Source organism: Brachybacterium tyrofermentans (assembly GCF_039526165.1).
GTDB classification, from domain to species: domain Bacteria; phylum Actinomycetota; class Actinomycetes; order Actinomycetales; family Dermabacteraceae; genus Brachybacterium; species Brachybacterium tyrofermentans.
This window is the reverse complement of the sequence record NZ_BAAAIR010000046.1, coordinates 367,967-387,583: the sequence shown is the minus strand read 5'-3', so window position 1 is coordinate 387,583 and position 19,617 is coordinate 367,967. Positions and strand designations below refer to the sequence as shown.

General features: G+C 69.3%; 19 protein-coding genes. 12 read left to right on the top strand and 7 right to left on the bottom strand.

The features are described 5' to 3' along the window. Window positions 1–154 precede the first annotated feature (154 nt). Together ABD093_RS15845 and ABD093_RS15840 are read right to left on the bottom strand one after the other, a co-directional pair. Window positions 155–775 (bottom strand): TetR/AcrR family transcriptional regulator, encoded by a 621-nt coding sequence (locus ABD093_RS15845; RefSeq protein ID WP_343925711.1) that lies wholly within the window; start codon window positions 773–775, stop codon window positions 155–157. Between the two features lie 117 nt (window positions 776–892). Beyond that, window positions 893–1,366 (bottom strand): GNAT family N-acetyltransferase, encoded by a 474-nt coding sequence (locus tag ABD093_RS15840; protein WP_343925709.1) that lies wholly within the window; start codon window positions 1,364–1,366, stop codon window positions 893–895. A gap of 77 nt (window positions 1,367–1,443) precedes the next feature. On the opposite strand from ABD093_RS15840, the gene ABD093_RS15835 reads away from it, so the two are divergent. The 7 genes from ABD093_RS15835 (at window position 1,444) to ABD093_RS15805 (ending at window position 8,623) form a co-directional block, all read left to right on the top strand. Then, a complete protein-coding gene (locus tag ABD093_RS15835) occupies window positions 1,444–2,283 on the top strand; it encodes a spermidine synthase (RefSeq protein ID WP_343925708.1) in 840 nt (279 codons plus the stop codon). A 69-nt stretch (window positions 2,284–2,352) separates the two neighbouring features. Continuing rightward, window positions 2,353–3,003 carry a DUF6318 family protein gene (locus ABD093_RS15830; RefSeq protein ID WP_343925706.1) on the top strand — a complete coding sequence of 217 codons (651 nt, stop codon included), beginning with the start codon at window positions 2,353–2,355 and terminating at the stop codon, window positions 3,001–3,003. Between the two features lie 649 nt (window positions 3,004–3,652). Beyond that, entirely contained in the window at window positions 3,653–4,147 is a 495-nt protein-coding gene (locus ABD093_RS15825) for a PKD domain-containing protein (RefSeq protein WP_343925704.1), read from the top strand. A gap of 121 nt (window positions 4,148–4,268) precedes the next feature. After that, window positions 4,269–4,991: a GntR family transcriptional regulator gene (locus ABD093_RS15820; protein ID WP_343925702.1), complete on the top strand. Its 723-nt coding sequence runs from the start codon at window positions 4,269–4,271 to the stop codon at window positions 4,989–4,991. Then, window positions 4,988–6,505, top strand: coding sequence for an MmgE/PrpD family protein (locus ABD093_RS15815; RefSeq protein ID WP_343925700.1), 1,518 nt, complete (start codon window positions 4,988–4,990; stop codon window positions 6,503–6,505). The genes ABD093_RS15820 and ABD093_RS15815 overlap by 4 nt, the downstream gene beginning before the upstream one ends. Continuing rightward, on the top strand, window positions 6,505–7,413 hold the full coding sequence (gene prpB, locus ABD093_RS15810; RefSeq protein ID WP_193116151.1) for a methylisocitrate lyase: 909 nt from the start codon (window positions 6,505–6,507) through the stop codon (window positions 7,411–7,413). The genes ABD093_RS15815 and prpB overlap by 1 nt, the downstream gene beginning before the upstream one ends. A gap of 52 nt (window positions 7,414–7,465) precedes the next feature. Further along, complete coding sequence (locus ABD093_RS15805; protein WP_343925698.1) at window positions 7,466–8,623, top strand: bifunctional 2-methylcitrate synthase/citrate synthase; 1,158 nt, start codon at window positions 7,466–7,468, stop codon at window positions 8,621–8,623. Window positions 8,624–8,790: 167 nt separating this feature from the next. On the opposite strand, the gene ABD093_RS15800 is transcribed toward ABD093_RS15805, so the two are convergent. Beyond that, a complete protein-coding gene (locus ABD093_RS15800) occupies window positions 8,791–9,567 on the bottom strand; it encodes a FadR/GntR family transcriptional regulator (protein ID WP_343925696.1) in 777 nt (258 codons plus the stop codon). Between the two features lie 206 nt (window positions 9,568–9,773). Between ABD093_RS15800 and ABD093_RS15795 the strand changes: the two genes are divergently transcribed. From ABD093_RS15795 to ABD093_RS15780, 4 genes are all read left to right on the top strand, one after another. Next, window positions 9,774–11,459: an L-lactate permease gene (locus ABD093_RS15795; protein WP_343925694.1), complete on the top strand. Its 1,686-nt coding sequence runs from the start codon at window positions 9,774–9,776 to the stop codon at window positions 11,457–11,459. Between the two features lie 104 nt (window positions 11,460–11,563). Beyond that, window positions 11,564–12,814 (top strand): alpha-hydroxy acid oxidase, encoded by a 1,251-nt coding sequence (locus tag ABD093_RS15790; protein ID WP_343925692.1) that lies wholly within the window; start codon window positions 11,564–11,566, stop codon window positions 12,812–12,814. A 151-nt stretch (window positions 12,815–12,965) separates the two neighbouring features. Continuing rightward, on the top strand, window positions 12,966–14,735 hold the full coding sequence (ilvD, locus tag ABD093_RS15785) for a dihydroxy-acid dehydratase (protein ID WP_343925690.1): 1,770 nt from the start codon (window positions 12,966–12,968) through the stop codon (window positions 14,733–14,735). A gap of 52 nt (window positions 14,736–14,787) precedes the next feature. Next, window positions 14,788–15,525, top strand: a complete 738-nt coding sequence (locus ABD093_RS15780; protein WP_193116156.1) for an alpha/beta fold hydrolase — start codon at window positions 14,788–14,790, stop codon at window positions 15,523–15,525. On the opposite strand, the gene ABD093_RS15775 is transcribed toward ABD093_RS15780, so the two are convergent. Genes ABD093_RS15775 through ABD093_RS15765 form a run of 3 tightly spaced genes read right to left on the bottom strand, consistent with a single transcriptional unit; the run spans window position 15,512 to window position 17,512 of the window. Beyond that, entirely contained in the window at window positions 15,512–16,093 is a 582-nt protein-coding gene (locus ABD093_RS15775) for a P-loop nucleotide/nucleoside kinase family protein (protein ID WP_343925688.1), read from the bottom strand. The genes ABD093_RS15780 and ABD093_RS15775 overlap by 14 nt on opposite strands. A 1-nt stretch (window position 16,094) precedes the next feature. After that, entirely contained in the window at window positions 16,095–16,871 is a 777-nt protein-coding gene (locus ABD093_RS15770) for a class I SAM-dependent methyltransferase (protein WP_343925687.1), read from the bottom strand. A 32-nt stretch (window positions 16,872–16,903) separates the two neighbouring features. Then, a complete protein-coding gene (locus tag ABD093_RS15765; protein WP_343925686.1) occupies window positions 16,904–17,512 on the bottom strand; it encodes a class I SAM-dependent DNA methyltransferase in 609 nt (202 codons plus the stop codon). 33 nt (window positions 17,513–17,545) lie between these two features. Here ABD093_RS15765 and ABD093_RS15760 point away from each other — a divergent pair, with 33 nt between their 5' ends. Further along, a complete protein-coding gene (locus ABD093_RS15760; RefSeq protein ID WP_343925684.1) occupies window positions 17,546–18,307 on the top strand; it encodes a phosphotransferase in 762 nt (253 codons plus the stop codon). Between the two features lie 46 nt (window positions 18,308–18,353). Here the strand turns inward: ABD093_RS15760 and fmdA are convergent, their stop codons facing one another. Continuing rightward, entirely contained in the window at window positions 18,354–19,610 is a 1,257-nt protein-coding gene (fmdA, locus tag ABD093_RS15755) for a formamidase (protein ID WP_343925682.1), read from the bottom strand. Window positions 19,611–19,617: the final 7 nt, after the last annotated feature.

Below are 19,617 nucleotides of genomic sequence, written 5' to 3'. Positions count from 1 at the left end.
ACGCCTACGAGCGCGCCTACACCGCTAAGCTAGCGCTCGCAGCGTAAACACCCCCGTGTCCACGAACCGGGGGTAGGCCCCAGGTCAAGCCCGTCCAGCGCACGATTCCGCCCGAAGTGCTTCACCAGTCGTTCGACGGTGATGGCGGTGGTCATCAGAACTCCTTCGATGCGTCGTCTGCGCTCTGGCGATGGCCGAGGGCAGCCAGCACCCGGTACAGGAAGGCCACGATCTGCTCGGCGGGCTCGTCGTCGGGACGCGTGAGCAGGTGCGAGCTGATCGATGCCGCGAACAGCGTCTGGACCATCTCCAGGTCGCCGTGTGCGGGAAAGTTCCCGTGGAGCGACTCCCGCTCGAGTGCCTGATGGATGATCTCGTCCCGGCCCGTCGCACCGGTCGCCGCGCGGTACTCCGCGAACAGCTTCGGATGGTCATGGGGGACGGACATCAACCGTCGGAGCACCCGACGCACGCGTGCGTCGGCAAGGGCGCCTGCGATCCCGGCGACCGTGTCCGCCAGGGTGGGGTGTTCCGGAGCCGGCTGCTCCAAGTGCACGCGATATGCCTCTGCGAGGGCAGCGATCACCAGATCCTCCCGCCGCGGATACCGCCGATAGACGGTCGCGCGGGTGACCCCGGATCGCTTCGCGACAGTCTCCGTCTTCACAGCCTCGACGCCTCCCTCGACGAACAGGTCCAGTGCGCTCTCGAGCACGACCCGATCCGCCTCGACACTGCGCGGGCGCCCGGGACGCGGCGCTTCTCTCTCATTCATGGGTCGAAACAATACAGTACAGAACCGTATCGCAACAGACGTCGTGCCCCACAGCCCCAGCGCAGGCGTCACGATCTCGCCACAGGCCGATCGTGACGGCAACACAGGACCGGATCCTCACAGAGGACGCTTGAACCCCACGTGGCTCTGGACATACCCGAGGCGCTCATAGAACCGGTGCGCGTCGACGCGGGCGACGTCGGTGGTCAGCTGGGCGAGCGTCGCCCCCTGCTCCCGTCCCCAGTTCTGCGCCCACTCGAACAGGGCGCCGCCGAGCCCGGATCCTCGGGTGGACGTCTCCACACGGACGGCTTCGATCTGGAGGCGGGTGGCTCCGCCGCGGGAGAGGGAGGGCATCAGCGTGAGCTGCAGGGTCGCGATGATCTTCACGGTCTCGTCGCGCACGGCGACCAGGAGCTGGTTCTCGTCGGCGTCGATCCGGGCGAAGGCGCTCTCGTAGGGCGCCAGGTCGGCGCCCTCCCGTTCGCGGCCCAGCACATCGTCAGCCAGGAGGGCCACGAGAGCCGGGACGTCGTCGGCGCGTGCGCGGTGGAGGGTGAAAGTCCGGCCGTCGAGGTCGAGAGTCTGCATCGAGCCATTGTCCCCGCTGGGTTCAGGCCCGACGCCGATCGGCCATGACCGCGCACGGCATCGACCACAATGAAGCCATGACCGCCTCGGAACTCACTCCCGGCTCGCAGCGCAGCGCGCAGCTGAGCTTCTCCGATCAGCCCGCGTGGATCATCAAGGACGAGGTCGACGGCGGCTGGGTGCTGCAGATCGGCGGCGTGGAGCAGTCCCACGTCGATCTCGCCGACCCCACCCACATCGTGCACGAGTACCTGCGCCGCATGGCGAACGTTCTCGATCAGGCCTGGCCCCCGGGGAAGCCGATCCGGATCGCCCATCTCGGTGCCGGCGCCCTCACCCTCGCCCGGTACGTGCAGGCCACCCGCCCGGGATCACCGCAGCTGGTGATCGAGATCGAGCGCGAACTGCCGACGCTGGTCACCACCGCCCTCCCGATGCCGCCCGGCACGGAGCTGACGGTCATGATCGGTGACGCGCGCGAAGAGCTCGCCGAGCTCGGCGACCGACGCTTCGACGCGCTCGTGATCGACGTGTTCTCCGGCGAATCCTCCCCCGCGCACCTTGCTGCGAAGGACTTCTATCTCGAGGCTCTCGACCACCTCGAGGCCGACGGGATGCTGCTGGTGAACATCGGCGACGACGCCGGCCAGCGCTTCGTGGCCCAGCAGGTCCGAGAGCTGGAGAATGCCACCTCGGAGCGTGGACTCTCCGGCGTCTGGACTCTGACCCACGCGTCTCTTCTGACCCGCCCGGCGGACGGGAACATGGTGCTCCTGGCCGGAGGAGCGCTCTCGTCCCCGGACGTCGAGACGTGGCGGAGCGCCTGGAAGAGAGAGGGTCCCCACCCTGCCGCGGTCCTGGATCCGGCCGAGACCATCGAGGCGTTCCGGTCCATCGGTCATCCACAATCTCGGTGATCCGGGGGCGGCGAGCGGTGGTTGTGTATAGCGTTCAGGTGACCCGACGCACTCCCGGAAAGCCTCCTCATGTCCCGACGCCTCCTCGCCATCGCGGCCGCCGCCGCCCTGACCTTCACGTTCGCTGCATGCGACGTCGGAGGCGACGGACCCGTCACGGAGCCTCCCCAGCAGGTCGGCACGAGCGATGGCGGCGGCGCAGCCCCCAGCGACGGTGGCGGAGCAGCGCCGAGCGATGGCGGCGACGACGACCAGACAGTCGCGGCATCTGACATCCCTGCCCCCGATCCCGCCGACTACGCCGGCATGGACGAGCACACCGCGGACGGCGCGACACAAGCATTCCGGTATTACATCGCCGTCTCCATGTGGGCACACCAGACGGGAGAGACCGAACTGCTGGGCTCGCTCCAATCGGATGACTGCGAGAGCTGCGATGAATTCAACAAGGATGTCCCGATGCTTGTCGAACATGACGAGTACTGGAGTCCGTTCACCATAACTGACAATGGGTCAAAAATTCACGAATCCGTAAATTTTGATCACGAAATCGGATACTACTTCACCACGAGCCCGCATTCACGTCCAGTCGAAACTTTCGACGATCGCTTTGACGTCGACGAGATTCAGTACATCGCAGTCGGCGGGATGACCTGGGAATCCGATCGGTGGGTAACAGAGGGCGTGGATGCAAAGTGGGGCGAAGATGCTTTCTCGTGAGGCTTTAAGGAGCATTTTGAGAAGTGCTCTCGGTGTTGCCACACTGGTCACACTGACCACTTTCACAATAGTTCCATTGGCATTCGCCGGCGAGACCTCGGGAGGGGTTACGGACGATGCTTTCGGCACCCATGCCGAAACATCATGGGACAAGCCAATCGGCGGATCAAATCCCAGTGTTGGCACTAACAGTGCCACACAAAAAGCTAGTTCCGGCGAAAATACACCAACTCGCAACAGCGGAAACGAAGGTAATCGAAAGTCGCGACCGCCAGTCCCTGATTTTTTCATCGAATCGACTACAGCAGAAACCCAAACTGGCTACTCCTGCAACACAAGCGCGGGTGGAACGAACTGCAACTCGTCACGCAACGCCTGCCAGGCCGGCACCGACTACAACATCAACAGCAATGGAGATGTTCTCGCAGCGCCCTCGTCGCGCCGAACTCAAGACGGCAGCCAAGATAAGGTCACGCTCGAAATCAATCGCGTCGACTCAGCGGATGGGTCGCGCGAACTCCTGGGGTACGACTGCCGCGCACCCGGTACTGCCGCCCCCGCCGCAGGAACCAGAGCTGGCACGAACGCGCCCACGGCAGACGCTCCCGCCCCGATCGTCATCACGGTCTCACTGAGCGATTTCGCCGACATGCCGATCAAGCCCCTCGCGGCTCATGCCGGCCCGGCGGACGGCTGGCTCCCCGTCAACATGCCCAACGTGCTGTACACGGACACCAAGGCTCAGGAGCTTGAGGTCGAGCTGCTCGATACTCCCGTCGCCATCCGCGCCACGCCGATCTCCTACGAGTGGGACCTCGGCGACGGGAACACCATCACCACGGACAACCCCGGCAAGCCGTACCCCTCCGAGGTCGTCTCGGGCACCTACAGCACCGAGGGCTGGTACGACATCACCCTCACCACCACCTTCACCGGTCAGTTCGCCGTCGACGGCGGACCCTGGCAGGACATCGCAGGCAGCATCGACGTCGACTCCGAGCCCGTGCCGGTCTACTCCAAATCCCTCGAATCACGCCTGGTCGACGGCGACGTCCCCGTCGACGACGAAGACCCCTGGATCCCCGAGCGCACAGCCGACACCGAGGGCGCCCAGGACCCCCACGCGACGCACCGCACCGTCTGACCCCGCACGATCACGCGACACCTCGAGACACACCGTCGTCTCTGTATACATTTCAGGCTCACTTCTCGCAGATGCGACCTGAGGTCGGCGCAAACCGGGACTCTGTGTATACAGTGCTCGTATGCGTGCAAGTGACCGGGCCTACCGCACCCTCCGTGAGGACATCCTCCAAGGCACCCTCGAGCCCGGGACCGTACTGGGTGAGATCGAGCAGTCCGCGCGCCTCGGCATCTCCCGCACACCCCTGCGCGAGGCCCTGGGCCGGCTGGTCGCCGACGGCCTGGCCGCACCCTCCGCAGGGCGAGGAATGGTGGTCACCGCAGCCTCCCTCGCCGATGCGGGCAAGCTGTTCGATCTGCGGATCGCCCTCGAAGTGCTGGCCGTACGCCGTGCAGCCGAGACCGCGGCGCACGACCCTGCGGCGCATGACCGGTTCTCGGACCTCGCAGGCAGCTTCGATCGCTCAGCCTCCCCCTTGTCACAAGGTGCCGACCCCAGCGACTACTACGCGCTGACCCAGGAACTGGACTCCGCCGTGGACTCCACCTGTGGCAATACCTATCTCGCGGACACGCTGCGCGGAGTGCGAGTCCACCTCACACGGCTCCGTCGGCTCTCCCGCCACTCCCCCGCGCGCCTCGCGGAGACCGCCAGGGAGCATGCCGCGATCGCCCGCGCCATCGCCGACGGCAACCCGGAGCTCGCCGCGGCCGCGACCGTCGTGCACCTCCAGCAGGCGCTCGCCCATCTCCGCACCGACCTCGACAGCCAGACTCCCCCGCCGAGCACTCTCACCCACCCCGACCGGATCGATTCCGCGCCGCTGAAGGAGACCACCGCATGAGGAACCACGACGTCCGCACCCACCGCTCCGACGAGAACCTCGCCCGGCCGGACCAGCTGGCCTGGGCCATGGCCGAGGTCGCCACCGACCCGGTAGAGGTCGAGACCGAGGTGCAGGAGATGATCATCAACCGCGTCATCGACAACGCCTCGGTGGCCGTCGCGTCCCTGAACCGCGCGCCGATCGTCTCGGCCCGGTCGCAGGCGCTCAGCCATCCCGTCGCCACCGGCGGCAGCGGCGCGAGCATCGTCGGGATCGCCGAGAAGAGCTCTCCCGAATGGGCGGCGTGGGCCAACGGCGTGGCCGTGCGGGAGCTCGACTACCACGACACCTTCCTGGCCGCGGAGTACTCCCATCCCGGGGACAACATCCCACCGATCCTCGCCGTCGGCGAGCACGCGGGCGGCTCCGGACATGACCTCGTACGGGCCGTCGCCACCGGCTACGAGCTGCAGGTCGATCTGGTGCGGGCCATCAGCCTGCACGCCCACAAGATCGACCACGTCGCGCACCTGGGCCCGTCGTCCGCCGCCGGGATCGGGACCCTGCTGGGACTGGACACCGAGACGGTGTTCCAGGCCATCGGGCAGGCACTGCATACCACCACTGCCACTCGGCAGTCGCGCAAGGGCGAGATCTCGACCTGGAAGGCCCATGCCCCCGCGTTCGCCGGGAAGATGGCCGTCGAATCCGTCGACCGCGCGATGCGCGGGCAGACCTCCCCGGTCCCGATCTACGAGGGCGAGGACGGCGTCATCGCGTGGCTGCTGGACGGCCCGGACGCCCGCTACACGGTCCCGCTGCCGGCGCCCGGCGAGGCCAAGCGCGCGATCCTGGACACGTACACCAAGGAGCACTCGGCGGAGTACCAGGCCCAGGCGTGGATCGACCTCGCCCGCCGCCTGCACACCGAGCACCCGGAGGCCGGCGATCCGGAGAAGGTCGACTCGATCCTGATCCGCACCTCCCATCACACGCACTTCGTGATCGGCTCCGGGGCCAACGACCCGCAGAAGTACGAGCCCACCGCCTCCCGCGAGACGCTGGACCATTCGATCCCGTACATCGTCGCCGTCGCCCTGCAGGACGGGACCTGGCATCACGAGCGCTCCTACGCGCCGGAGCGCGCCGGTCGCCGCGACACCGTCGCGCTGTGGCACAAGGTCACCACGCAGGAGGATGCGGAGTGGACCCGGCGCTACCACTCCCTGGACCTGCAGGAGAAGGCCTTCGGCGGCGACGTGCGCATCACTCTCACCGACGGCACCGTCATCGAGGACAGCATCGCTGTGGCGGACGCCCATCCGCTCGGCGCCCGGCCCTTCGCCCGGGCGCAGTACATCGAGAAGTTCCGCTCGCTGGCCGACGGGCTCGTGGACGACGCGGAGATCGACCGCTTCCTGGAGACCGCGGCGAACCTGCCGGACCTCGCCGCCGGAGAGCTCGGACAGCTCAACGTCCGCGCCGCTGCCGGCATCGTCGACCTCGCCACCGGACCCAAGGGACTCTTCTGATGCTGAACTCCACCAGGACCCCCGCACAGAAGCGCCAGGACCTGCGCGCCCTGCTCGAACCGGGAGCGGCCCAGCCCTTCCCCGGGGCCTTCACGCCGCTCTCCGCGAAGCTGATCCAGGAGAAGGGCTTCCCCGGTGCGTACATCTCCGGGGCGGTGATCGCCAACGAGCTCGCCCTGCCCGATATCGGACTGACCACGCTCAGCGAAGTGGCCACCCGCGGCCGACAGATCGCCGCCGCCACCGACCTGCCATGCCTGATCGACGCCGACACCGGCTTCGGCGAACCGATGAACGTGGCCCGCACCATCCAGGAGCTCGAGGATGCGGGCCTGGCCGGCTGCCACATCGAGGACCAGGTCAACCCCAAGCGCTGCGGTCATCTCGACGGCAAGTCCATGGTGGATCTGGAGACTGCGACCCAGCGGATCCGGGCCGCGGCCGACGGACGCCGGGACGACGGATTCCTGGTGATGGCCCGCACCGACCTGCGCGCCACCTCCGGGCTGGACGCCGCGATCGAACGGATGAAGGCCCTGGTCGATGCCGGGGCCGACGCGGTCTTCCCTGAGGCCCTCGCGGACCTCTCGGAGTTCGAGCAGGTCTGCGCCGCCCTGGACGTGCCCGTGCTGGCGAACATGACGGAGTTCGGCAAGTCCGACCTCTTCACACGCGACCAGCTGGCCGAGACGGGCGTGGCGATGGTGATCTACCCGGTCACGCTGCTGCGCGCCGCGATGGGCGCCGCAGAGCGGGTGCTGGAGACGCTCCTTTCGGAGGGTACCCAGGCCTCGCAGGTGGATGAGATGCTCACTCGCGCCAGGCTCTACGAGCTGGTGGACTACGAGGGCTACAACCGCTTCGACGCCTCGGTCTTCGATGTCGAGGTGCCCACCTCCCACCCCTGAGCACGTCCCACCAGTACGCGCCCGACACCGACGTCGACCCCAGGAGCGAGACATGAACGAGACCACCGAGATCCGCAAGGGACTGAACGGAGTCGTCGCCGACGTCACCGCCGTCTCCAAGGTCAACCCGGAGACCAATTCCCTCCTCTACCGGGGATACCCCGTCCCCGAGCTGGCCGCCACACAGTCCTTCGAGGCCGTGGCGCATCTGCTGTGGACCGGGGAGCTCCCCGCCGCCGAGGAGGTCGCCGCAGCGACCCGCCACGAGCGCTCCCATCGCGCCCTGGACCCCGAGGTGAAGGCGGCGATGGACTCGCTGCCCACCACGTGCCATCCGATGGACGCGGTGCGCACCGCGGTCTCCGTGCTCGGGGCGCTGGATCCCACCGCGCAGGACTCCTCGCCGGAGGCCGAGCTGGAGAAGGCGAAGGTGCTGTTCGCGAAGCTGCCGGCGGTGGTCGCTTATGAACAGCGTCGTCGTCGGGCCGGCGGCCCCACGGAGCCGATCCCGCCGCGGGAGGACCTGGACTACTCCCGGAACCTCCTGTGGATGACCTTCGGCGAGGAGCCGGCCGACGAGGTGGCCGACGCCTTCCGGGTCTCGATGGTGCTGTACGCCGAGCACTCCTTCAACGCCTCGACCTTCACCGCCCGGGTGATCACCTCGACCCTGGCCGATCTGCACTCCGCGGTGACCGGCGCGATCGGTGCGCTCAAGGGCCCCCTGCACGGCGGAGCGAACGAGGCCGTGATGCACACCTTCGACGAGATCGGCATCCGGCCCGAGGAGTCCCAGGAAGAGGCCCGCGCCCGGGCGAAGGCCTGGATGGACGATGCCCTCGCGCAGAAGAAGAAGGTCATGGGCTTCGGGCACCGCGTCTACAAGCACGGCGACTCACGGGTACCGACCATGAAGGCGTCGATGGATGCGATGATCGCCTACGCCGGGCGTTCCGAGATCCTGGGGCTGTACGACGGGCTGGAGCAGTCCATGGACGAGGCGAAGGCCATCAAGCCGAACCTGGACTATCCGGCCGGCCCCACCTATCACCTGATGGGCTTCGACACGGAGATGTTCACGCCGCTGTTCATCGCCGCCCGCGTGACCGGGTGGACCGCGCACATCATGGAGCAGCGCGCCGCGAACTCCCTGATCCGTCCGCTGTCTGCCTACGACGGACCGGACGAGCGTCAGGTCCCCGGGGTCTGAGCGCGCTGTCCGGTGCCCCGCCCGGCCGCCCGGCGCCTCGTCGTCCGGTCGGGGCGCCGTCGCGTTCGCGGGACGGGCCGGCCGGTGGGCAGCCAGTCGGTGGGCAGCCAGTCAGTCGGCAGCCGGTCAGTGGGCAGCCGGTCGGTGCACAGCCAGTCGATGGACGGTCAGTCGGTGGACAGGCCCGGCAGCATGTCCGAGGCGGCGCGGATGTGGGTGGCGGTCAGCTCCGCCGCCTCGTCGGCCCGGCCGTCCGCGATCGCCCGGAAGATCCCATGATGCTGCTCGCGGAGGGTGCCCGCGATGTCCTCCCACGTCGCGACCTTGGTGAACGCCTCCAGGATCGGAGCGCGCAGGGAGGCGCGGATCGCCCCGGTCATATCGGAGAACAGCGCATTGCCGCCGGCCTGGGCGATCGCGACGTGGAAGGCGGTGTCGGCGTCATTGAAGGCCTCCCGGCTCACGTCGGGTGCGTCCATCACCGCCAGCATCCGCTCGAGCTCGGCCAGGGCGGCTGCGTCGACGCGCTCCGCGGCGAGCGAGGCGCTGGTCCGCTCCAGCAGGATCCTCGCCTCGATGACCTCCTCGAGGCGGAAGTTCGACAGGGCGACGTGGAGACGCAGGAACTGCTCCAGGGCCGCGCTGGGCAGCGCGGAGACGAAGGTACCTGTTCCCCGACCGGATCCGACCTCGGAGCGCAGCACCCCGTACGCCTCGAGCGCCCGGATCGCCTCGCGCACGCCCGCCCGGCTCACCTGGAGCCGGGAGGCGAGCTCACGTTCCGGCGGCAGCAGGTCCCCGACCACGAGCGCGCCGGTCATGATCTGGTCCTCGATCGCGTCGATCACCAGCTCGTAGGTACTGCTGCGGGTGACCGGGGCCCACGCGGCATCCGCGCCGGTGGCACGCCCTCTGTGCGGTCGGACCTCATCGTTGTTCGCCATGTCGACCATTGCCCCGTTCTAGCACAGGTGACGCCGGAAGGCTCGGGGGATCTTGCTCTCCGGCGTTCCAGGGCCTAGCATTCGACCCACCCACCATGTGGTCAGACCACAGCACGGTCTGCCATCCCTGTTCCCACCGACTCACGAGGCACGACATCGACGGCGATGCTGTGCAGCACCGCGGCTGATGTGTGTCGGAGGTTCCCATGTACACCCCTGACCTCGCACCACTCGCAGGCAGCTTGACGCTGTCCTCGCTCGTCGCGCTGCTTCCGCTCCTGACCATCTTCCTCACGCTCGGCGTGCTGCGCTGGAAGGCCCACTGGGCCGGCCTGGCCGCACTCGTCGTCGCGATGCTGGTCGCCGCCGTCGTCTACGGTATGCCGGTGGACCTCGTGGCCCTCTCCGCCACCGAGGGCCTCGCCTTCGGCCTGTTCCCGATCATGTGGATCGTCCTGAACGCGATCTGGCTGTACGAGCTGACCGTGCGCAGCGGTCGCTTCGAGGATCTGCGCCTGGTCATCGACGCGATCTCCGACGATCCGCGCGTGCAGGCGATCATCATCGCGTTCTGCTTCGGGGGCCTGCTCGAGGCGCTCGCGGGCTTCGGCGCCCCCGTCGCGATCACCGGCGTGATGCTGATGGCCGTCGGCTTCACCGCGATGCGCGCCGCGACCGTGGTGCTCCTGGCCAACACGGCACCGGTGGCCTTCGGCGCGATCGCCATCCCGATCATCACCGCCGGCAACCTCACGGGGATCCCCTACCAGCACATCGGCGCGATCATCGGGCATCAGGCCCCGTTCTTCGCCGCTGTCGTCCCGCTGTTCCTGGTCTTCCTCGTGGACGGGAAGCGCGGCGTGAAGCAGATGTGGCCGCTCGCCCTCGTGGTCGGCCTCACCTTCGCCATCAGCCAGTTCGTCTCCTCCAACTTCATCTCCGTCGAGCTCACCGACATCATCGCGTCGCTCGCCGGCCTCGCCGCCGCCGTGATCATGCTCCAGTTCTGGACGCCCGAGGGAGGCAAGGACGCCCTGGAGAAGATGCGCGGCGAGCGCGAGACCGAGCAGGCAGGACCGGTGGGTACCACCTCCGCGGGAGGCGCCGTGGCCACCACGGCGCGCACCGACGTCCGTCTCACCCCGGGCCGCGTGCTCATGGCGCTGTTCCCCTACCTGCTGGTGATCGCGATCTTCTCGGCCTCGAAGCTGATCCCGGTGCTGAGCTCCGCCCTCGCGGCCACCGACATCAAGATCCCCTGGCCGGGCCTGGACGGCCAGGTGCTCACCGCCGATGGCGAGCTCGCCGGCAGCACGGTCTACGCCTTCCAGTGGCTCTCCTCCCCCGGCACGCTGCTGCTGATCACCGGCATCATCGTCGCGATCGTCTACCGCCTGTCCCTCCGCGACGCCGCGGACGTCTACCTCACCAACCTCGTCAAGCTCCGCTACTCGATCCTCACGGTCGCCTCGGTCCTCGCCCTGGCCTACGTGATGAACCTGTCCGGGCAGACGATCACCATCGGCACCTGGATCGCCGGCACCGGCGCCGCCTTCGCCTTCCTCTCCCCGATCCTCGGCTGGCTGGGCACCGCGGTCACGGGCTCCGACACCAGCGCCAACGCCCTGTTCGCCACGCTGCAGCAGACCGCCGCCGAGAAGGCCGGCCTGGATCCGGCGCTGCTCGTCGCGGCGAACACCTCCGGTGGCGTGGTGGGCAAGATGATCAGCCCCCAGAACCTCACGATCGCGGCCACCGCCGTCGGGCTGCTCGGCCAGGAGTCCGCCATCTTCCGCAAGGTCATCTGGTGGAGCCTCGGGATGCTCGCCGGCCTGTGCCTCCTGGTCGGCCTGCAGTCCACCGTGCTGTCCTGGATGATCCCCACGCTCTGACCCGCCACCACCCGCTGCCCCGCACTGCCAGCCCCTGCCGGCCCGCTGACATCCCCCTGACATCCACTGCCACCCATCGACCGTCTCTCGTGAAGGAGCACCCCTTGGTCAAGCGCCAGGTCCCCCGTCCCGCCGAGCTCCTCGAGCTCATGAAGTTCAAGAAGCTCGACCTCGATCCGAAGCATCGCCGGCTCTCCTCGGCACTGACCATCGACGATCTGCGGAAGGTCGCGAAGCGCCGCACGCCCGCTGCTGCCTTCGACTACACCGACGGTGCCGCCGAGGGCGAGATCTCGATGCAGCGCTCCGTCGAGGCCTTCGAGGACATCGAGTTCCATCCCGCGATCCTCAATGACGTCTCCCACGTGGACACCACCACCCAGATCCTCGGAGGCAGCTCCGCCCAGCCGTTCGGCATCGCCCCGACGGGCTTCACCCGCCTGATGCAGACCGAGGGCGAGACCGCCGGCGCGGGCGCGGCCGGCGCCGCCGGGATCCCGTTCACCCTCTCCACGCTCGGGACCACCTCGATCGAGGACGTCAAGGCCGCGAACCCGCTGGGCCGCAACTGGTTCCAGCTCTACGTGATGAGGCAGCGAGAGGTCTCCTACGGGCTCGTCGAGCGTGCAGCTGCCGCCGGCTTCGACACCCTGTTCTTCACGGTCGACACCCCCGTGGGCGGGGCGCGCCTGCGCGACACCCGCAACGGCTTCTCGATCCCGCCGCAGCTGAGCGTCGGCACGGTGCTCGACGCGCTCCCGAGGCCCTGGTGGTGGTGGGACTTCCTCACCACGGCGAAGCTCGAGTTCGCGTCCCTCTCGTCCACCGGCGGCACGGTCGGCGAGCTGATCGACTGCGCGATGGACCCGACGATCAGCTTCGACGATCTCGCGGAGATCCGCGCGATGTGGCCGGGCAAGCTGGCCGTCAAGGGCGTCCAGACCCTCGAGGACGCGAAGCGGCTCGCCGACCTCGGGGTCGACGCGATCGTGCTGTCCAACCACGGCGGTCGACAGCTGGACCGCGCCCCGGTGCCCTTCCATCTGCTGCCCCAGGTGGCCCGTGAGGTCGGCAGCGACCTCGAGATCATCCTGGACACCGGCATCCGCAGCGGTGCCGACATCGTCGCCGCTATCGCACTGGGCGCCGACTTCACCCTGATCGGTCGCGCCTATCTCTACGGCCTGATGGCCGGAGGCCGCGAGGGAGTGGACCGCACCATCGAGATCCTCTCCGACGAGGTGGAGCGGACGATGAAGCTGCTGCAGGTCCCGACCCTGAAGGACCTCACGCCGGAGCACGTCACCCAGCTGAGCCGCTACACGCGGATCGGGGACGGCGCGCGGATCCGCTGAACCGGCGCCCACCCGGCCCCTCGGCCCTTTCCCGCCGAGGGGTCGGCCCCTTCCCCGCCGAGGGGCGGCCCCTTCCCCGCCGAGGGGTCGGCCCTTTCCCGCCGAGAGGCGGCCCCTTCCCCGCCACGAGGACCCGGCATAGAGTCGGGCCATGAACGCCGACGACGCCCTCAGCACCGCAGAGACCTCTCTCCCCGACGCCGATACCGACGCCGACGCCACGTTCTCCGCCCCGGACATCAAACCCCGCAGCCGCACCGTCACCGACGGGCTCGGCGCCACGGTGTCCCGCGGGATGCTCCGCGCGGTGGGGATGGGCGATGCGGACTGGGACAAGCCCCAGATCGGGATCGCGAGCTCGTGGAACGAGATCACCCCCTGCAACCTGTCGCTGGACCGGCTGGCCCAGGCGGCGAAGGACGGTGTGCACGCCGGCGGCGGCTATCCCCTGCAGTTCGGCACCATCTCCGTCTCCGACGGCATCTCCATGGGGCACGACGGGATGCACTACTCGTTGGTGTCCCGCGATCTCATCGCCGACAGCGTCGAGACGGTGATGAGCGCCGAGCGCCTCGACGGCTCCGTGCTGCTGGCCGGATGCGACAAGTCCCTGCCCGGCATGCTGATGGCCGCCGCGCGCTTGGACCTGGCCAGCGTGTTCGTCTATGCGGGCACGATCATGCCCGGCCGCGTCACCTTCGAGAGCGGCGAGGAGAAGGACGTCACCATCATCGACGGCTTCGAGGCGGTCGGCGCGTGTGCCCGCGGGTTGATGAGCCGCGAGGACGTGGGCCGCATCGAGCGCTCGATCTGCCCGGGCGAGGGTGCCTGCGGTGGTTTCTACACGGCCAACACCATGTCCACGGCCGCCGAGGCGATCGGGATGTCGATCCCTGGCTCCGCGACTCCCCCGTCGGCCGATCGCCGCCGCGATGCCGACTCCCGCCGCGCGGGCGAGGCCGTGGTGGAGATGCTCCGGCAGGGCATCACCAGCCACGACATCATGACCAAGCCCGCGTTCGAGAACGCGATCGCGGTGGTCCAGGCCTTCGGCGGCTCCACCAACGCGGTGCTGCACCTGCTGGCGATCGCCCATGAGGCGGATGTGGATCTCACCCTCGCGGACTTCGCCCGCATCGGCGCGAAGGTCCCCCATCTCGCCGATCTGAAGCCCTACGGCCGCTACGTGATGAGCGATGTCGACCATGTGGGCGGGATCCAGGTGGTCATGAAGACTCTGCTGGACGAGGGCCTGCTGGACGGCGACTGCCTCACCGTCACCGGTCGGACGATCGCGGAGAACCTCGAGGTCCTCGCCCCCCGCCCGGCCGATGGGAAGGTGCTGCGGCCGGCCTCGGCGCCGATCGCACCCACCGGCGGGATCACGATCCTGCACGGCTCGCTCGCCCCCGAGGGGGCGGTCGTGAAGTCCGCCGGCTTCGAGGAGGACGTCTTCGAGGGCACCGCCCGCGTGTTCGAGCGCGAGCAGCATGCGCTGGACGCCCTGAACGACGGGACCATCACCCACGGTGACGTGGTGGTGATCCGTTACGAGGGCCCCAAGGGCGGGCCGGGCATGCGCGAGATGCTCGCGATCACCGGGGCGATCAAGGGGGCGGGCCTGGGGAAGGACGTGCTGCTGATGACCGACGGCCGCTTCTCCGGCGGCACCACCGGGCTGTGCGTGGGCCACATCGCCCCCGAGGCCGTGGATGCCGGCCCGATCGCTTTCGTGCGCGACGGCGACCGCATCCGGCTCGACGTGAGCTCCGGCGCGCTGGACCTGCTGGTCGACGAGGCCGAGCTCGAGACCCGTCGCGAGGGCTGGGAGCTCCTGCCCCCGAAGTTCACCAAGGGCGTGCTGGGCAAGTACGTGAAGCTCGTGCAGTCCGCCTCCACCGGCGCGATCCTCGGCGACTGAGGGCTCCACGATGAGGACTCCGACATGAGGACTCCGACATGAGCCGACGGCCATGACCGCGAGCACCACCACATCCACATTCGTGCTGATCCACGGGGCGGCCGACGTCGGCTGGTCCTGGCACCTCGTGGCCGAGGAGCTGCGCGCGCACGGCCACGAGGTCATCACGCCGGACCTGCCCTGCGACGATGAGAGCGCCGGGCTGCCGGAGTTCGCCGATGCCGTGGAGAAGGCTGTCGGCGCGTCGACCGGCGATGTGCTGGCCCGCGATGTGTCGCCCGGCGCCCGCCGCGACCTCGTCGTCGTGGGGCACTCCTTCGGAGGCTTCACCGCACCGCTGATCGCGGACCGACTGCCGGTCACCGAACTCATCTACGTGGCCGCGATGATCCCGTCCCCCGGCGAGCGCCCCGCCGGCTGGTGGGCGCACACGGGCTACGAGGCCGCCGTCGCGGAGCAGGCCGCCCTCGACGGCGGACTGACCGGGAACGAAGACCCTTATGTCAGCTTCCTGGGCGGGGTGCCCGAGGAGCTCGCGCAGGAGGCGATGCGCCGGTCCCGCGGGCAGGCCGACGCATCCTCCGCCGCGCCCTGGCCGCTCGCCGCGCATCCGCAGGTGCCGACCCGCGCCCTCGTGGCCCGGGACGACCGCTTCTTCCCTGCCGACTTCCTGCGCCGCGTGACCCGCGAGCGGCTGGGGATCGAGGCCGAGGAGATCCCGGGCTGCCATTGCGCCATGCTCAGCCATCCCCGGCAGCTGGCCGCTGCGCTGGAGCTCAGCCTGCGCTGAGCAGGGCGATAAGAGCCGCGAGCACGTCGTCGCGACTCCGCCGCCCGTCGATGCGTCGCGTCGCGGGACGTTGAGCGAGCACCACCTCGATGGACCGCACGAGTTCCGGGGCGTCGGCCGGCCCGACGAAGCGGTCGTTCGCCGCCTGCTCGGGACGGTCCGGCGCCGCCCGTCGGCCCGCGAGCCGCTGCGCGAGGGTCTCCTCGTCGACCACGAGCGCCGCCTCCACGAACCGCGCACCACAGTCCGTGGCGAGCTGCTCGAGCTCCTCGAGGAACGTAGTGCGCGCGAGGTACTGCCCGATGATCACGTCATGCCTGTCGGCGAGGTGCTGCCGGATCAGTGCGACCGCGAGCCGTCGGGCCTGCAACCCGGAGGCCTGGAGATCCTGGTCCCACGCGCCGAGGGAATGCTTGAGCGTGTCGATGTCCAGGGCGAGGGCCAGCGGGCGCTGGGCCGCGAGCAGCGCGGCGAGGGTCGACTTCCCGCTGCCGGGGGCACCGTTGAGCAGCACCAGGGCCGGTGCCGGTGCCGGTGCCGGTGCCGGTGCCGGAGAATCCTGAGTCACCTCACGCCTCCGAGACCACGAGCACGAGCGACCCCTCGTACTGCGGAAGGGTGCGCAGCTCGCCGTGCTTCGCATCCCAGGTGCCCTCGAGGAGGTCCACGGTGAGCTGCTGCGTGAAGCGGGCGATGACCGCAGGCTCCACGAAGCTCCACGCCGAGCAGGCGAGCTGCGCCTCCACGTCGAGCAGACGCTCCGGGCGGCCGTAGTAGGCCTCGGTGAACCCGTCGGTGCAGGCCTGAGGGATCGCCATCACATTGCTCGAGACCTTTCCGCCGAGCCCCTCGGCGAGTGCCTCCAGCGAAGGATAGCGACGCGCCTCGACAGCGAGCACCTCGGGGGCGTACTCGCGCACCCAGAACGTCTCGACCAGGGTCGGATCGCAGGTCAGGATCACGACGGGGCCACGGGTCACGCGACGCATCTCGCGCAGTCCCGCGCTGACGTCCCGCCATTGGTGGACGCTGAACGTGGCCATCGAGGCATCGAAGGAGTCGTCGGCGAAGGGCAGCTGTTCGGCGGTGGCGTCCACTGCGGAGGGCAGGTCTGCGGGGCGCTGCGCGCGCATCGCCGCCGAGGGCTCCACCGCGGTCACCTCACGGCCAACCGGCTCATAGGACCCCGCTCCCGCGCCGACGTTGAGCACCGTGCGCGCCTCCCCGAGCGCCTCCGTGATCACCGCGGCGATCCGCGGGTCGGGCCGACGGTACCTGGAGTACGAGGAGCCGATCTCCCCGTAGTCCGCGTCGCCTGCGCTGCCGTCCCTCGCTCGTGTGCCCATACCGCTCACAGTAGCGATCAGGGCCCGCGCAGTCAGCGGCGCTCGGCGATGAGTGCGGCGTGGGGGCGGGCACCGGGGTCCTCGCGGCGCTCGAGGGAGACGACGTCGAAGCCTGCGTCCTCGAGCAGTTGCGCCATCGTCTCCGCCGGCCAGAGCCACGCCGGGGCCACCGCATGCGCGAATGATTCCTGACGGCGGCCGTCGAAGATGCCCAGCAGCAGCGATCCCGCAGGCCGCAGCGCTGCGCGGAGCTGCGCGAGAACGTCCGGGAGCTCTCCCGGCTCGAGATGGATCAACGAGTACCAGGCGAGGACCCCGCCCCACGATCCTGCGTGCGCGGTGCGCAGGGACCCACCCGTCAGCTCCGCGAAGGACCCGACGTCGTACCCGACCCCAGGATGGCTGCGTCGTGCGATCTCGACGAACTCCGGGACCGGATCGATCCCCCGGGCCTCGTGACCGAGGGCGGCCAGGTGCGCGGTCCAGTGCCCGGGCCCGCAACCGGCATCGAGGATCGGCCCCTCGACGGCCAACGCCCAGGACTCGATGCACAACCTGTCCTGCGGCGCCATCGCCTCGATCGTGCCGAGCAGGTCGGCGTACTCCTGGGCGCGGGCACCGTAGGCCTCGGTCGTGGTCACCCCGGAAGAGTACGGGGCGGATACCGTAGCGAGGTGACCAGCGACGAGGAGCTCCCGCTCGACGGCGGCAATGCGACCGAGGGCGTGGTGCGCGTCGGCGACACCGTGCGCAAGCCCTGGGAGCCGACCACTCCCGCCGTCCACGAGCTGATGCGCACCGTCGCGGCGGCGGGGATCGACGTGCCCGAGCCGCGGGGTCGCGACGATCGCGGGCGACAGATCCAGGAGTTCGTGCCCGGATCTCTCGCCCTGCACTCCCCTCCGCTCACGCTCGCCGGGCTGGCCCGCGTCGGCGCACTGATCCGCGCGATCCACGATGCCTGCGAGGGGTTCGCGCCGTCGGCCCCCGCCCCCTGGGAGCCGCTGCTCCCCGTGCGCGGTGGAGCGACGGATCTGGTGTGCCACGGGGACCTCACCCCGTGGAACCTGATCCTCGGCGAGCGCTGGGTGTTCATCGACTGGGACGGGGCGGCGCCGAGCACTCGACTCTGGGATCTCGCGTACTCGGCACAGGCCTTCACCCTCAACGACGCCTCCGCCGATCCCGAGGATTCTGCCGTGCGCCTCGCGGCCCTCGTGGACGGCTATGGAGCGGGCGAGGAGCTGCGTGCCGCCCTCCCCCGCGCGATGGCGGAGCGCACCGAGGCGATGTTCGAGCTGCTGCGGAGCTCGAACATCGCCGGTCGCGAGCCTTGGGGATCGATGTTCACCGAGGGCCACGGCGAGCACTGGCGCCGGGCCGCGGACCATGTCGCCGAGCATCAGGACCGCTGGGCTCGCGCCCTGAACGGCTGAGACCGACGGGCCCTGCGGCGCTCAGCACCGCAGGGCCCGTCGGCCCTCAGCCCACGCTCGCCCGCGGCGCCCCGATCCCCGGATCGATCTGCGGCACCTCGCCCGCTCCGGGCCGGATGTCGATGTCGAAGATGTCCAGCGGCAGGTACACCGTGGCGCACGCGTTGGGGATGTCGACGACCCCGGAGAACCGGCCCTCGATGGGTGCGGCGCCCAGCAGCAGATAGGCCTGCTCCTTCGACCAGCCGAACATGGACAGGTAGTCGATCGCGTGCAGGCAGGCCCGCTGGTAGGCGAGGTGCGAGTCGAGGTAGCGCTGCTCACCGTCGAGTGTGACCGAGGTGCCCGAGAAGGAGAGCCACTGGCTGTGCTGCGGTGCCGTGTTGCCGGGCATGAAGATCGCGTTCTCGGAGACGTTGTACTTCTCCATGCCTCCCTTGATGACGTCGACATGGAGGTCGAGGAAGCCGCCCATCTCGATGCCGCCGCAGAAGGTGATCTCGCCGTCGCCCTGGCTGAAGTGCAGGTCGCCCACGGAGAAGTTCGCGCCGTCCACGAACACCGGGTAGAAGATCCTGGTGCCCTTGGTGAGGTTCTTGATGTCCTGGTTGCCGCCGTTCTCGCGCGGCGGGGCGGTGCGGGCGCCCTCCCCGGCGACCCGGTCGTGGTCCCCCTCGCTCACGCCGCCGAGGATCGCGCCGTTCGGCTCGGGCGGCAGGGCGAGAGCGGGGACGCGGTCCGGCTCGGTGGCGATCAGTGCGCCCTCGCGCGTGTTCCAGGTTGTCAGCAGCTCCGGGGAGGGCGCGGTGCCCATGAGCCCAGGATGGATCATGCCGGTGAACTCGACCCCGGGGACGTGGCGGGAGGTCGTGCGGTCGCCGCGGAAGTCCCACACCGCCTTGTACGCATCGGGGAACTCGTCGGTGAGGAAGCTGCCGCCGTTGCGCTTGGCGAAGATGCCCGTGTAGCCCCAGCCCTGACCGGCCAGAAGCCCGGAGTCCTCCTGCGGGATCGGGCCGACGTCGAGGATGTCCACCACGAGCAGGTCGCCGGGCTTGGCGCCCTCGATGCGGAACGGGCCGGAGAGGGTGTGGACCGTGTGCAGCGGGGCCGAGGCGATGTCCTCGGCGGAGTCGTCGTTCTTGATGTAGCCGTCGAACCATTCGCGGCAGTCCACGCGGAAGGTGTCCCCGGGGCGCACGCTCACCGCGGGTGGGATGTCGGGGTGCCAGCGGTTGTGTCCCAGGATCTTCTGGTCGGTGAAGGGCTTGGTGGAATCCAGCGGGAAGACGTTCTCGGGCATGATCTCT